At 65.4% G+C, this 12,411-nt stretch carries 11 protein-coding genes; 7 read left to right on the top strand and 4 right to left on the bottom strand.

Annotated elements, in window-relative coordinates; genetic code table 11:
- Positions 1–84 precede the first annotated feature (84 nt).
- A complete protein-coding gene (locus AB4Y34_RS05775; RefSeq protein ID WP_368715494.1) occupies positions 85–1,707 on the top strand; it encodes a methyl-accepting chemotaxis protein in 1,623 nt (540 codons plus the stop codon).
- Between the two features lie 130 nt (positions 1,708–1,837).
- On the opposite strand, the gene AB4Y34_RS05770 is transcribed toward AB4Y34_RS05775, so the two are convergent.
- Both AB4Y34_RS05770 and AB4Y34_RS05765 read right to left on the bottom strand, forming a co-directional pair.
- The gene (locus AB4Y34_RS05770) at positions 1,838–2,041 is read right to left on the bottom strand and encodes a cold-shock protein (RefSeq protein ID WP_013092907.1); all 204 of its coding nucleotides are present in this window, start codon (positions 2,039–2,041) and stop codon (positions 1,838–1,840) included.
- A gap of 274 nt (positions 2,042–2,315) precedes the next feature.
- The gene (locus tag AB4Y34_RS05765; RefSeq protein ID WP_368715493.1) at positions 2,316–3,473 is read right to left on the bottom strand and encodes an AGE family epimerase/isomerase; all 1,158 of its coding nucleotides are present in this window, start codon (positions 3,471–3,473) and stop codon (positions 2,316–2,318) included.
- A gap of 331 nt (positions 3,474–3,804) precedes the next feature.
- On the opposite strand from AB4Y34_RS05765, the gene AB4Y34_RS05760 reads away from it, so the two are divergent.
- The 5 genes from AB4Y34_RS05760 to AB4Y34_RS05740 all read left to right on the top strand — a co-directional run bounded on the left by AB4Y34_RS05760 (position 3,805) and on the right by AB4Y34_RS05740 (position 8,015).
- A complete protein-coding gene (locus AB4Y34_RS05760) occupies positions 3,805–5,178 on the top strand; it encodes a hypothetical protein (RefSeq protein WP_368715492.1) in 1,374 nt (457 codons plus the stop codon).
- Between the two features lie 162 nt (positions 5,179–5,340).
- Complete coding sequence (locus tag AB4Y34_RS05755; protein WP_176107149.1) at positions 5,341–5,499, top strand: hypothetical protein; 159 nt, start codon at positions 5,341–5,343, stop codon at positions 5,497–5,499.
- Between the two features lie 430 nt (positions 5,500–5,929).
- The gene (locus AB4Y34_RS05750) at positions 5,930–6,244 is read left to right on the top strand and encodes a hypothetical protein (protein WP_176378848.1); all 315 of its coding nucleotides are present in this window, start codon (positions 5,930–5,932) and stop codon (positions 6,242–6,244) included.
- Between the two features lie 210 nt (positions 6,245–6,454).
- Positions 6,455–7,330, top strand: a complete 876-nt coding sequence (locus AB4Y34_RS05745) for a 3-hydroxyacyl-CoA dehydrogenase family protein (RefSeq protein WP_255208730.1) — start codon at positions 6,455–6,457, stop codon at positions 7,328–7,330.
- A 73-nt stretch (positions 7,331–7,403) separates the two neighbouring features.
- Positions 7,404–8,015, top strand: coding sequence for a flavin reductase family protein (locus AB4Y34_RS05740; RefSeq protein ID WP_176123374.1), 612 nt, complete (start codon positions 7,404–7,406; stop codon positions 8,013–8,015).
- 4 nt (positions 8,016–8,019) lie between these two features.
- Here the strand turns inward: AB4Y34_RS05740 and AB4Y34_RS05735 are convergent, their stop codons facing one another.
- Complete coding sequence (locus AB4Y34_RS05735; RefSeq protein WP_176369674.1) at positions 8,020–9,459, bottom strand: polyhydroxyalkanoate depolymerase; 1,440 nt, start codon at positions 9,457–9,459, stop codon at positions 8,020–8,022.
- A gap of 239 nt (positions 9,460–9,698) precedes the next feature.
- On the opposite strand from AB4Y34_RS05735, the gene AB4Y34_RS05730 reads away from it, so the two are divergent.
- Positions 9,699–10,352: a glutathione S-transferase family protein gene (locus AB4Y34_RS05730; protein ID WP_176378851.1), complete on the top strand. Its 654-nt coding sequence runs from the start codon at positions 9,699–9,701 to the stop codon at positions 10,350–10,352.
- Between the two features lie 44 nt (positions 10,353–10,396).
- Here AB4Y34_RS05730 and AB4Y34_RS05725 read toward each other — a convergent pair whose 3' ends face one another.
- On the bottom strand, positions 10,397–12,367 hold the full coding sequence (locus tag AB4Y34_RS05725) for a Cache 3/Cache 2 fusion domain-containing protein (RefSeq protein WP_368715491.1): 1,971 nt from the start codon (positions 12,365–12,367) through the stop codon (positions 10,397–10,399).
- Positions 12,368–12,411: the final 44 nt, after the last annotated feature.

Genomic DNA, 12,411 nt, shown 5'->3' with positions numbered 1-12,411 from the left:
GCGGGATTTGGCCTCAAGCCATTAATCGGGCTGCCGTTAACCCTGGTGTAGCCTCCGTCATCCTTTGTTCCCCAGGTGTCCCCGATGTTCAGCAAGATCAAGGTCGCATCCGGCCTGCTATGTGTTCTGGCCGCGTTCTGCGTCTTCCAGCTCGTCACGGTAGGGTTGGGCTTCTGGTCGCTGACCCGCACGCACGACGACGTCGGCGATCTGGCGAGCATCGCGTTGAAGCAGGTCGACGCGGTCAACCAGACGACGCAGCGCCTGATGGACGCGCGCATCAACCTGTCGCGCGCCGGCACGCGCATGGTGCGCGGCGGCGCCGAGCCGACGGACATCGTGCAGCACGCTCGCGAACAGCTCGCCGCCGCCGATCAGTCTTTCGCGGGCTTCATGAGCGCCCAGAAGACCAGCGACGAAGACAGCGCGCGCGCCACCGCACTCGCCGAACGCTACAAGACGCTGCACGGCGCGCTCGCGGAGCTCGTGCAGTATCTCGACTCCAACAACATTCAGGCCTTCCTCGATCAACCCACGCAATCGTTTCAGGACGCCTATCTGGCGGAAGTGCACAATTTCGAGCAATTCGGCGACGCCGCGAGCCGCGCGTCGCTAGCTTCGATCGATGCGCGCGTGGCGGCGTTTCGCATCGTCAGCGTGGTGATTCTGCTCGTGCTGGTCGCCGGCACGCTCGCCGTCTACACGGCGCTGCGCCGCGGCGTCGTGGCACCGCTCGAAGAGGCGGGCCGCCACTTCGAGCGCATCGCGCAAGGCCGTCTCGATCAACCGATCGCCGCGCGCGGCAGCAACGAAATCGGCCGCCTGTTCTCCGGCCTCGCGACGATGCAGGCGAGCGTCGCACGCACCGTCAGGAGCGTGCGCGAATCGGCCGACTCGATTCATCTCGGCGCCAACGAAATCGCGACCGGCAACGCCGATCTGTCCGCACGCACCGAAAACCAGGCGGCATCGCTCGAGGAAACGGCGTCGAGCATGGAAGAACTGACGGCGACCGTGCGCCAGAACGCCGATCACGCGCGCGAAGCCAACGCGCTCGCCGAGACCGCGCTCGACGCAACGTCGCGCGGCAGCGAAGTCGTCAACCAGGTGGTCGACAAGATGCGCGGCATCGCGCAGAGCTCGGACAAAATCGCCGAGATCATTTCGGTGATCGACGGTATCGCGTTCCAGACCAACATCCTCGCGCTCAATGCCGCCGTCGAGGCGGCGCGTGCCGGCGAGCAGGGCCGCGGCTTCGCGGTCGTGGCCGGCGAAGTGCGCGGCCTCGCCCAACGCAGCGCGCAATCGGCGAAGGAAATCAAGACGCTGATCAGCGAATCGGTCGCGGAGATTCAGGGCGGCTCGGCGCTGGTCGAGCGCGCCGGCGAAGCGATGAGCCATGTGTCGGCGTCGATCTCGCGCGTCACGCAGATGATGGCCGAAATCAGCGCGTCGTCGCTCGAGCAGAGCACCGGCATCGAGCAAGTAAACCAGGCGGTAGTGCAGATGGACGAGATGACGCAGCAGAACGCGGCACTCGTCGAGCAGGCCGCGGCGGCTGCTGCTTCGCTGCATCAGCAGACCGAGCAATTGAAACAGGCCGTTTCCGTGTTCGAAATTTCTGAAAGTGTGTTGCGCACGCAACAGCGCAGTGCAATGTCCGCAGTCAATGCTGATTTCGCATTAACCGGAATGCATGCGCTTTAAGCAGCGACGCTTGAAGACGCGACGCAGAAATAGAAAATGGCCCGCGTAAAGCGAGCCATTTGCATTAGACGCAGGGGCCTTTAGAGGCCTATCGTGACGTCCAAGTCTGTCTCAAAGCACCTGAAGGTACTTAGATCGACTGGATGTTTGCAGCCTGCTTGCCCTTCGGGCCTTGCTTGACTTCGAACGACACTTTCTGGTTTTCCTGCAGGGACTTGAAGCCCGATGCCTGGATTTCCGAGAAGTGTGCAAACAGGTCTTCGCCGCCGTCGTCCGGGGTGATGAAGCCAAAGCCCTTTGCATCGTTAAACCACTTAACAGTACCTGTTGCCATTTTTGATCCAAATAAATGTTGTGTATTGCATCGCGACCGCTCTTGCTCGATGCAAAGCGAGCGCGAGGGAAGAGTTGTATCACGTCTTTATGACAGACGCCAATCAACATGCATCCGGGTATTCCCGGTTTTGATGTTTTTTCGCGCTTTGAGAACGTTTGGCGAGAACTTTTTTCGCGCCAGGGTTTACCAGCGGCATTAATTTCCTCGCGACCCAGCGGCGGATCGTCGTCCATGCAGGCGGCTCTTTATTGAGACGATCAAGCGTTCAATTTCATTGATCGACGTCCAAATTCGGCCAAGTTCCCGCTGCCGATTCGGCACCCGCAGGTAGCGCCGCATAGGCGGTAGCCAGGTGATAAGGCGTGGTTGACGGCATGTCGGCGCGCGCAACTTCACCACTCGACGTCTTGCATTCGAACCAGCCATGTTCATGTAAAAAGCATCTCTGAAAACGCGCGATCTGTTGCGGCAGCGCCGCGCGCACGGCCGGATCGTCGTGACAGGCGAGCGCGCGCAGGTATTCCGTCTGCGCCCAGATCCGCTGAGTCGCGTCGCTGACGTTGCCAGCCTCGTCGAGCGATGCGCACACCCCGCCGTTGTTCGGGTCCACGCCATGCTGCTGCGCGAAGGCGAAAGCGCGCGCCAGCGCTTCCGTTAGCCTCGTGCCGTCGAACAGCGCGCCCGCCTGCCTGACCAGCCAGTACCACTCGAACTGATGTCCTGGCTCCAGACGATTGCCGCTCGCACCGATCGGCAGTTCGGCGATGCAGCCGCTCGGTGCATGCACGAAGTGTCGCGCGACCGCGCCAGCGAGGCGGCGCAACGCGGCGCCGAAGACGTTATCGCGCGTCGCCTGGCAGGCGGCGAGCCACGCTTCGGTCAGGTGCATCAGCGGATTCTGCAGCGGCGTGGCGGTGACTTTCGAAAAGTCGACGTTCAGCGCGGCGTTGAACAGATCGCCGTCGGCCGCGAAGTTCGACTGGATCAGCGCGGTCGTGCTGTGTACGAGCTTCAGCGCGTCGAGGTCGGCGGAGCGCCGCGCGTATTCCGCACAAGCGAACACGACGAACGCGTGCGTGTAGAGGTCCTTCGTCGTGTCGAGCGGCACGCCGAGCGCGTCGACGCTATAAAACCATCCGCCGTGGTCCGCGTCCCGAAAGGTGCGCGTCAGCGAATCGAACAGCACGCGCGCGTGTTCCATGTCGCCCGCTTGCGCAAACGTGAACAACTGCCGCGCGCACGCCATCGCCCGATAGCGTTGCGCGGGCAAAGGCTCGGCTCCGCTGGCGTCGAGCGCTTCGTAGGGCAGCTGCAACGCGTGGTTGAAGCCGGGCCCGCGCCACATCGGCAGCACCACGTTCGCGAAGTGCTCGCGCAGCGCGTTCGCGGCGGTGGTCGTCGATGCAGGGGGAGGGGTCGTGCTTGGCATGGTCGGTTGGTTCGGGCGCGTAACGTGCGCAGTGTATCGAGGCGGCGCTCAAGGTGGCGGCTCAGGGGTCCGCTCGGCCGGGTCGCTGTGGTCTGCGGCCTAGCATAAAGCAAACGCCTCGCGCTGACACCTCGAGTCAAGCGTCCGCAATGCTCGACGCCTACGAGGCGTGACGTGCGTTGAGCCTTCGCTGGCTCGAAAGCGCGCAAATCGTCGGGGAATGGCTTCGGCGCGGGCGGAGCGCCATGCGACAATGCTGGCTCTAAATATTCCAACGGCAATGACGAGCGGCATCCGGCGCCCGTTCCTGGCGACGACCGCTTTTTCCTCTATGGCAGATTCCGCAGCATCCCCGCAGTCCAGGCCCCGGCGCGTCGCTTCGAAGAAGCAGCGGCAGGGCGCCGTCTCCACTGAAACCGAAAACAAGCTGGCGCGCGCGGCGCGCTCGGCGCAACGCCTCGCGCAACTGAGCGGCGTCGCGCGCGACGACAGCACGCTCGACCTGTTCCCCGACGATCCCACCCGCGCGACGCTCGAAGCGATGAACATCGACGTCCGCCAAGGCACGCTGCACGGGTTCGAATTGCCGGACGTGGTGCTGCAGGCGGTCGGCGCATTCGATGAACACATGGCGCTCGACAAGACTGCGCGCCGCGCACCGCGTGCGGCGAAACTGGATGTACCGATGCCGGTGAACGAGCAGTTGAGCGGGTTTGACGTCGAAGCGGCGATGGCGGCTGCGGATGCGCCCGCAAGCAAGCCCGCGAGCGGCGCCTCCGACGATGCAACGCCGAACGCCGGAGCAAACACCGACGACAAACTCACCCCACCTTCGCGTGAGTCATCCGCGCCGCTGAGCTCGGCGATGGCCGCTGCGACCGTCGCGCGCAGCGTGACCGCATTGCGTCAGGCGGCTGAAGCGGAGTCGGCAGCGACGGCGGGCGCGGGCAAGCCGCAGCAGCGTTTCGTTGCGACCTTTGCGAAAGCCGCGACGGCATCGCGCGATGCGACTGCGGCTGCGATTCCAGCCTCGTCCGCAACGTCCGCCGCGACCGACGACGACAGTAGCGCGCGCAAGTCCACCAACGAGTCCGTGACGCGTACTCAGTCCGCCTCGCCAGAGGCTGTGACGCCGAAACAGGACGACAAGTCCTCGACCACCGCGCCGTTGACGACACCCCGGCCCGCGTCCGCAGAGAACCACACCGGATTCGCCACGTCGTGGCGTGACGCGCGCCGCACCGACGCGGCTGCCACCGCGCTACGCTCGGAACCGGAACTCGACCGCGCGCGTGCCACCGCGTTCGCCGATACGGTCGATGCGCTCTATGGCGTGATCGCCGATCAGCGCCGCGCCGCGACCGATCATTCGCGGCGCGTGAAATGGATGCTGTCGATCGTGGTCGGTGCACTGCTGGTGACGGTGGCGATCGGCATCGCGCAGACGCTGCTGCTGATGCGCCTCACGCACGAGACGACGGCCCAGCAACAGCGCATCGAACAGATGATGCAGAACCAGCAAGCGGCGATGGTGAGCCTGCTCGACGCGCATACGGCGATGGCCGCGACGGCGAACTCGGCGTCGGCGACCGCCGCCGTCACGACCCCCACCGCGGCGCTCCCCAACGCGCCCCTACAGCCCAGCGCTACGCCGACACACGCGAGGCATGCTCGCGCTCAGCACGGCCGCCCACCCGGTCGTTGAATCGGGGATGTTGTCGCGATGCAACACCTCCCGGCTCCGTGACACCGCGACAACCACCGCACCGAAATTTTGCTGCATTGCACTAGCTTTTCCGTAGGGAAAACCCCTATAATCATGGCTAAGGGAAAACCCTAGCAATGCAGTCACTAACCGGGAGTCGCCATGAGCTTCATCTTTGCACTGTTCCAAAAGATCAGCGACCTCTTTGCGTCGCCTCATCTGCCGCTGGATTCGGACTATTCGTATGCGGCGCGTGCCCGCGAAGCGGAGCGTCTGCGCCGCGCGCAGTCCACGCTGTTCGGCATCAAGCTGACGGACTAAGTCCAGCCGTACCTTCCTCAGCGCGACACGACGCGCTGGGGCGCGCACCTCGGGTGCGTTATTCATTGAGCCACTATTCGCGAAATGCGAATCGTGGCTTTTTGTCTTTTGGCGGCGTTTTACCGCGATGCACCATTGCGCTTGCGGAATATTTCGGGGCCGAAATGAATGTAACCGGCTTTCATGCTGGTTCAGCGGGTAGAACGACAGCGCCGCCGTGTAAGCCTTGTTCAATGCAGTGAGAAAGCCAAATCGAGCTTCCGTCGTCCGTCTCCGACTATGAAATGCGCGCTTACAACTGCTAACGTCTTCACGCGATGCGGGCCGCTAAAGTGGCTCTCAAGCGTACGGCGTCTGGTTCGGAAGCGAATCGCACGATTCGGGCAAACACGGACGCTGGCCTGGAATAGAACTTTGACGGGAGGTCATTATGAAAACCTTTGGCAAGGCATCGCGCTCGCTGATCGCAACGCTGCTCGCGGGCGGCGCACTCGTCGCGGCTGGTAGCGCATTCGCGCAAGACCGCGTGATCGTCGAGCAGCGCCCGGCGCCGGTCGTGTACGATCAACCGCACATGATGCCGGCGGGCGTATCGATCGACATCGGCTGGCACGGCGATCGTTACTGGGACGGCCACCGCTACTGGGCGCACGACGACTGGATGCGCCGTCATCCGCGCGACTACGATCCGCACCATCGAGACGGCTATCACGACGATCACCGCCCGCCGCCGCCGCGCTACTAATGCGCACCTGAGCGCGCCGCAACAGGCGGCGCGGGTCCACGAAGCCGGTCTTCCACGGAAAGATCGGCTTCGTCGCATTTGGGCTTGCAAGTCCCACCGGGGGAATGCAGCGTGCTGCGCTATGCTTCGGGACTTCGATCGACGGTAGCGGGAGTGCGTGTGGACAAGACGACGCAGGATGTGGCGATAGGGGTGGTGGGCACCGGACTGATGGGTGTCGGCATTGCGACGCAGGCCGCGCTGCATGGATACCGGACGATCGTTCACGACGTCGATCCGGCCCGGCTCGCGAGCGTCGCGCCCAAAGCGCAAGCGGTGCTCGACGAGCTGATCGACGCGGGCCGGATCGACGATGCCGCCAAACAGGCGGCGCTCGCGCGCATCGAAACGCACGTGCAGCTCGCCGCGGTCGCGCAAGCGCGCTTCGTGATCGAGGCGATTCCCGAGGTGCTCGAACTCAAGCATCGCCTTTACGCGACACTGACCGGCCTGCTCGCCGATGATGCGATCCTCGCGAGCAACACCAGCGGCTTCCCGCCCGACCACCTCGCCACCCCGCTGCGTGCGAAGGAACGCTTCGTGATCGCGCATTTCTGGAACCCGCCGCACATGATTCCGCTCGTCGAGGTCGTGCCGGGCACCGAGACCGCGCCCGAAGTCGTGCAGCAAACCGCCGGGCTGATGAGCGCGATCGGCATGGAGCCGGTCGTGCTCGCGAAGGCGATTGCTGGCTTCGTCGGCAATCGGCTGCAGTTCGCGGTGCTGCGCGAGGCCTTGCATATCGTGCGTTCGGGGGCGGCAACGCCCGAAGTCGTCGATCGCGTGATGAAGGCTTCGCTCGGACGCCGCTGGGGCATCGTCGGACCGTTCGAAAGCGCGGATCTGGGCGGGCTCGACACCTTCGTCGACATCGCGTCGCATCTGATGCCGCAACTCGCGAAGGACGAGGACGTGATCGATCTGCTGCGCGCGCAGGTCGACGCCGGGCGGGTCGGCGTGCGCAGCGGCGCGGGTTTTCATGACTGGGACGAAGCGCGGATCGCGCGGGTCAAGGAGGGGCGCAAGCGCGTGATCGGGCGCGGCTAGTGCTGTATAAGTAGCCGTTCCGGATCTGCTTCTGCGCCGCTTTTTGCGCTGACCATCACACGAGTCTCAAGTCATGCCTCACTACTTCTACGATCCCGCCGCCGGCCATGGCCTGCCGCACGATCCTTTCAAGGCGATCGTCGCGCCACGGCTGATCGGCTGGATTTCTTCGCGCGATGCGCAAGGCGCGCTCAACCTTGCGCCATACAGCTTTTTCGGCGCGTTCGCGACCTTTCCGCCGATCATCGGTTTCAGCAGCGAGGGCCGCAAGGACAGCCTCGCCAACATCGAGGCGACCGGTGAATTCGTGTGGAATCTCGCTACCCGGCCGCTTGCCGAGCAGATGAACCGCTCGTCGGCGCCGGTCGCGCCGCACGTCGACGAGTTCGCACTGGCCGGGCTCACGCCCGCGCCGGGCCGCAACGTGGCGGTGCCGCACGTGGCCGAATCGCCCGCTGCGCTCGAATGCAAGCTGCTGCAGATCGTGCGTCTGCATGATGTCGACGGCAAGCCGATGGACAACTATCTGTCGCTCGGCCAGGTGGTCGGCGTGCATATCGACGAGGCCTATCTGAAGGACGGCCTGTTCGACACGCACGCCGCGCAGCCGATCATGCGCGCGGGCTATCGTGCCGACTATGCGCAGATCGGCGAGATGTTCCAGATGATCCGGCCAACGGCCTGAACGCTCAGGACGTCACGGACGGCGGTTTGCGTGACGGCTGCCCGGACGATTGGGCCGAGGAATCGCCGTTGCCGCTCTCGCTCCCGCCTACGGGCGCATCCACCTCCACTCCGACAACAGAGGCCGCGACCGGCGCGGCCGCCGTGACTTCGGCCGCGGTCGCCGCGGGCACCGGCTGGATCGGACGCGCGCGCGAACTGACGAGCACCGCGCGCGGTTCGTTGTCGTAAATCACGGCCCGCACGCGCGGATAAATGTGCCGCTCCCAGCGACGTCCGCTGAACACGCCGTAGTGGCCGACGCCCGTCTGCACGTAATGCGTCTTCAGGTACGGCCGCAGACGATCGCAGATGTCCTGCGCGGCGAGCGTCTGACCGACCGCGCAGATATCGTCCTTTTCGCCTTCCACGGTCAGCAATGCGGTGCGGCGAATCTTCGACGGCTCGACCAGACGCCCCTCGACTTCGAGCGCGCGCAACGGCAGCGCATGCTGCTGAAAAACCGTGTCGACGGTTTCCAGATAGAAGTCGGCCGTCAGATCCATCGTCGCGAAGTACTCTTCGTAGAACGTGCGAATTGTGTCGGCTTTTTGCGGATCACCCTTGCCGCGCTCGTAGTACATCGTTTCGAACGAGTCGGCGTGGCGGCCCGGATTCATCGCCATGAACGAGGCCAACTGAACGAAGCCCGGATACACGCGACGCTGCGCGCCCGCAAAGCCGAACGGCACCGCGCTGATCAGGTTGCGCTCGAACCACTCGATCGGCCGGCTCCTCGCCAGTTCGTTGACACGGGTCGGATTGATGCGCGTGTCGATCGGGCCGGCCATCAGCGTCATGCTGGCCGGCTGCGCGGGATGGTCGTCGGCGGCCATCAGCGCGACGGCGGCGAGCGCCGCGACGGTCGGTTGGCAGACCGCCAGCAGATGCGTGCCGGACCCGATCGTCGCGGTGAAGTCGATCACGTGGCGCACGAACTCGTCGAAGCCGAAGCGGCCCTCGCCGAGCGGCACGTCGCGCGGATTGTGCCAGTCGGTGATATAGACGTCGTGCTCGGGCAGCATCGTGCGGACGGTTGCGCGCAGCAGCGTCGCGAAGTGTCCCGACATCGGCGCAACCATCAGCACGCGCGGCTGCGGCGTCGAAAGCACGGCGTCCTTGCGAAAATGCAGCAGCGAGCAGAACGGCGTGCGCGCGACGACTTCCTCGACCACCGCGACCGGCCCGCCTTCGGTGACGACGCTGTCGATGCCGAACGGTGGCCGCGTCGGCGTGAGTCCGCCGAGTATCAGCAGTTCGCAGGTCGCGCGCAGCGAGCGTCCGTGGGGCGTAGCCGCGAATGTCGGCCACGCATCGAGCGAGTGGTTCGCCAGCGCCGCGCCGTGTCGCAGCGGCAGCAGCATGTCGGCGCAGGCCTGATAGGCGGGATAGGCGAACAGATTCATACTTTCACTCGAATGCGCCAGAAACACAGGAACCCGAATAAAAGCAAGCGGTGCGCCAGGCGCTGACGCGCGTCGCCCGGTGTGCCGCGGTACATCGCGGCATGTCTGCGTGCGTCGGCATATCACTTGCGTGCGTAGGCGAAACGGGCCGGCCTTGCCGCGCTTTGGTGCGCGCGCGCACCGCGGCGTGCATGAGTGCAGGCACGCGCGGCGCGATACCCGATCTGGAGGACACACGTATGGGAAATACTACGCTCACGATCAGCAGCAGGAACTATTCGTCGTGGTCGCTGCGCGGCTGGCTGCTGACGAAGTTCAGCGGCTTGCCGTTCGAAGAGCTCGTCGTGCCGATCGACGACCCCGCGACGCGCGCCGAACTACTGCTGCTCTCGCCGTCGATTCTGGTGCCATGCCTCGTGCACGACGGCGTCAAGGTCTGGGACACGCTGGCGATTGCCGAATATCTGAACGAGCTGAAGCCGCAAGCCGCGCTGTTGCCGCATGAAATCCGCGCCCGCGCGCATTGCCGCTCGATCTGCGGCGAGATGCATTCGGGGTTTGCGTCGTTGCGCTCGGCGCTGCCAATGAACCTGAAGGCGCATTTCCCGGGCTTCAAGGTCTGGGCGCGCGCGCAGTCGGATATCGAGCGGATCGTGACGATCTGGCGTGAATGCCTGAAGGAGTACGGCGGTCCGTTCCTGTTCGGCGAGCGGACCGCGGCGGACGCGATGTACGCGCCGGTGGTCACGCGTTTCGTGACCTATGACGTGCAACTCGATCCGGATATCGTCGAATACGGGCAGCACATCATGGCGCTGCCCGAAATGCGCGAGTGGATCGCGCTAGCGCGGCAGGAGGTCGAGGAGATCGACGAACTGGATGTCGAGTTCTGAGCGCGGCGGGCGCCGTGCGCCGCCGCCCTCAGTAGGTAGATCCGTCAGCCGCGCTCGCCTTCCAGCTTGAACACGCTGACCAGCTGCGCGAGCCGCGCAGCCTGCTCGCGCAATTCGGCCGCGGCGGTTTCCGCATCGACGACGATCGTCGCATTCTGCTGAGTCGCCTCGCCGATCTGCGTGACCGCCCGGTTGACCTGCTCGATGCCGCCCGACTGCTCGCGCGACGCGACGTTGATCTCGCTCATGATCGCGCGGACCTGACCGACCTGAGTGACGATGCCTTGCATCGTCGCGCTCGCTTCTTCGGCAATCCGAAAACCGCTGTCGACGTTCGCGCCCGACGCCGCGATCACCCCCTCGATCTCCTTCACTGCCGCCGCGCTGCGCTGCGCGAGCGCGCGCACTTCCGACGCGACGACCGCGAAGCCCTTGCCGTGCTCGCCCGCGCGCGCCGCTTCGACGGCCGCGTTCAGCGCGAGGATGTTGGTCTGGAAGGCGATGCCCTCGATCACCGTCGTGATCTCGGCGATTTTCTGCGACGAGCGGCCGATCTCGCCCATCGTCGACACCACGCGTTCGACCGCGCGGCCGCCTTCGAGCGCGGCGTCGGCGGCTTGCGTGACGAGCGTGTTCGCTTCGGTCGCGTGATCGGCGTTCTGCTGCACGGTCGACGTGATCTGCTCCATGCTCGCGGCAGTTTCCTCGAGGCTGCTTGCCTGGGTCGCGATGCGCATCGCGATGTTGCCGCTGCCGGCGGCGATTTTCTCGGTACCCGCCGACATGCCGGCCGACGCGTTGCGCACCTGCGCGACGATGCGCGCGAGCCCTTCGCCGATGCCGTCGATCGCCTTCATCAGACGGCCGATCTCGTCGGCGCGCGTGCGGCCGTGTGCCACGCGCACGCTCAGATCGGCCGCGGCGAGACGCTCGGACGCACGCGCGGCTTCCTCGAGCGGACGGCTGACGAGCCGCCGCACCGCGATGAGGAACACGATCGCGAACAGGCCGACCAGCGCGAGGCCGAGCAGCAGGAACGCGTTGCGGGTGCGCACGACGTCGGCCATCACTTCGTCGCGCGGCGCGACGCCGCCGACGAGCCACTGCCACTCCGGCACCGTGACGAACGACACGAACTTGTCGCCCGCGTCGCTCTCGCCGAGGGTCGCGTCGGCCGAGCGGTAGTCGAGCTCGCCCTGCTTCATGTCGAGCATGCGCTGATACGGTGCGTTCGCGTCGTCGGCTTTCTGGCCGGCGGCGGCCGGATGCACGAGCAGCTTGCCGCGCTCCGCGCCGCTCGACGCGTCGAGCACGAAGTAATAGCCGCTCGCGCCGATCTTCAGCGCGCGGATGCCGTCCTGGACCGACTGGATCTCCTTGTCCACGTCGACGCCGACGAACAGCGCGCCGATCACTCGGCCGCTCGCGTCGGTGATCGGCTTGTACTGCGTGATCATGCGCTTGCCGAACAGCGGGGCGAGGCCGGTGTACGTGCGGTTCGCGAGCAGCGGCGCATAGGCGGGCCCCTTGCGGTCGAGCAGCGTGCCGATCGCGCGAGTGCCGTCCTGCTTCTTCAGCGACGTGGTCACGCGCACGAAGTCGTCGCCGCTGCGCGCAAAAATGGTCGCGATCGCGCCGCTGCGCTGGAGGAACTGGTCGGGAATCGTGAAGTCGAGGTTCAGCACCTTGTCGCCGGCTTTGAAAGTCGGCGTCGCGGTGCCGCCGATATCGACCTTCTGCGTGTCGTCGAGCGAGAAGTCGGTGGGCAGGAAGCTAGCGAATAGCGCCATCGATCGATCGACCTCGGCCGACAGCGCCTTGTCGAACAGCGCGATCATCGCGGCGATCGAGCGGTCTTTGTCGGCGATGCGCGCGAGCACCTGGTCGCGCACCTGGTCGCCCGCGGCCCGGGCGAGCGCCCACGCGAAGGTGCTGAAAATGACCGCGACCAGCACGCACGAGAGCACGGCAAGCCGTGCGCCGACGCTGGCGCGGCGCGAGAAGAATGAGTTCATGGGCAGGCGTGAAATGGGGATTGGGCGATGCTCGTCGGGCGTGG

Source organism: Paraburkholderia sp. BR10954 (genome assembly GCF_040965775.1).
GTDB lineage: Bacteria > Pseudomonadota > Gammaproteobacteria > Burkholderiales > Burkholderiaceae > Paraburkholderia > Paraburkholderia youngii.
Note: the sequence above shows the minus strand (reverse complement) of the source record. Positions and strands in the feature narration are given on the sequence as shown.

Coding starts and splice junctions, on each gene's coding strand:
- AB4Y34_RS05725 (WP_368715491.1), bottom strand. CDS start 12,367: ATGAACTCATTCTTCTCGCGCCGCGCCAGCGTCGGCGCACGGCTTGCC.
- AB4Y34_RS05730 (WP_176378851.1), top strand. CDS start 9,699: ATGGGAAATACTACGCTCACGATCAGCAGCAGGAACTATTCGTCGTGG.
- AB4Y34_RS05770 (WP_013092907.1), bottom strand. CDS start 2,041: ATGGCAACAGGTACTGTTAAGTGGTTTAACGATGCAAAGGGCTTTGGC.
- AB4Y34_RS05775 (WP_368715494.1), top strand. CDS start 85: ATGTTCAGCAAGATCAAGGTCGCATCCGGCCTGCTATGTGTTCTGGCC.
- AB4Y34_RS05760 (WP_368715492.1), top strand. CDS start 3,805: ATGGCAGATTCCGCAGCATCCCCGCAGTCCAGGCCCCGGCGCGTCGCT.
- AB4Y34_RS05765 (WP_368715493.1), bottom strand. CDS start 3,473: ATGCCAAGCACGACCCCTCCCCCTGCATCGACGACCACCGCCGCGAAC.
- AB4Y34_RS05740 (WP_176123374.1), top strand. CDS start 7,404: ATGCCTCACTACTTCTACGATCCCGCCGCCGGCCATGGCCTGCCGCAC.
- AB4Y34_RS05745 (WP_255208730.1), top strand. CDS start 6,455: ATGGGTGTCGGCATTGCGACGCAGGCCGCGCTGCATGGATACCGGACG.
- AB4Y34_RS05755 (WP_176107149.1), top strand. CDS start 5,341: ATGAGCTTCATCTTTGCACTGTTCCAAAAGATCAGCGACCTCTTTGCG.
- AB4Y34_RS05735 (WP_176369674.1), bottom strand. CDS start 9,459: ATGAATCTGTTCGCCTATCCCGCCTATCAGGCCTGCGCCGACATGCTG.
- AB4Y34_RS05750 (WP_176378848.1), top strand. CDS start 5,930: ATGAAAACCTTTGGCAAGGCATCGCGCTCGCTGATCGCAACGCTGCTC.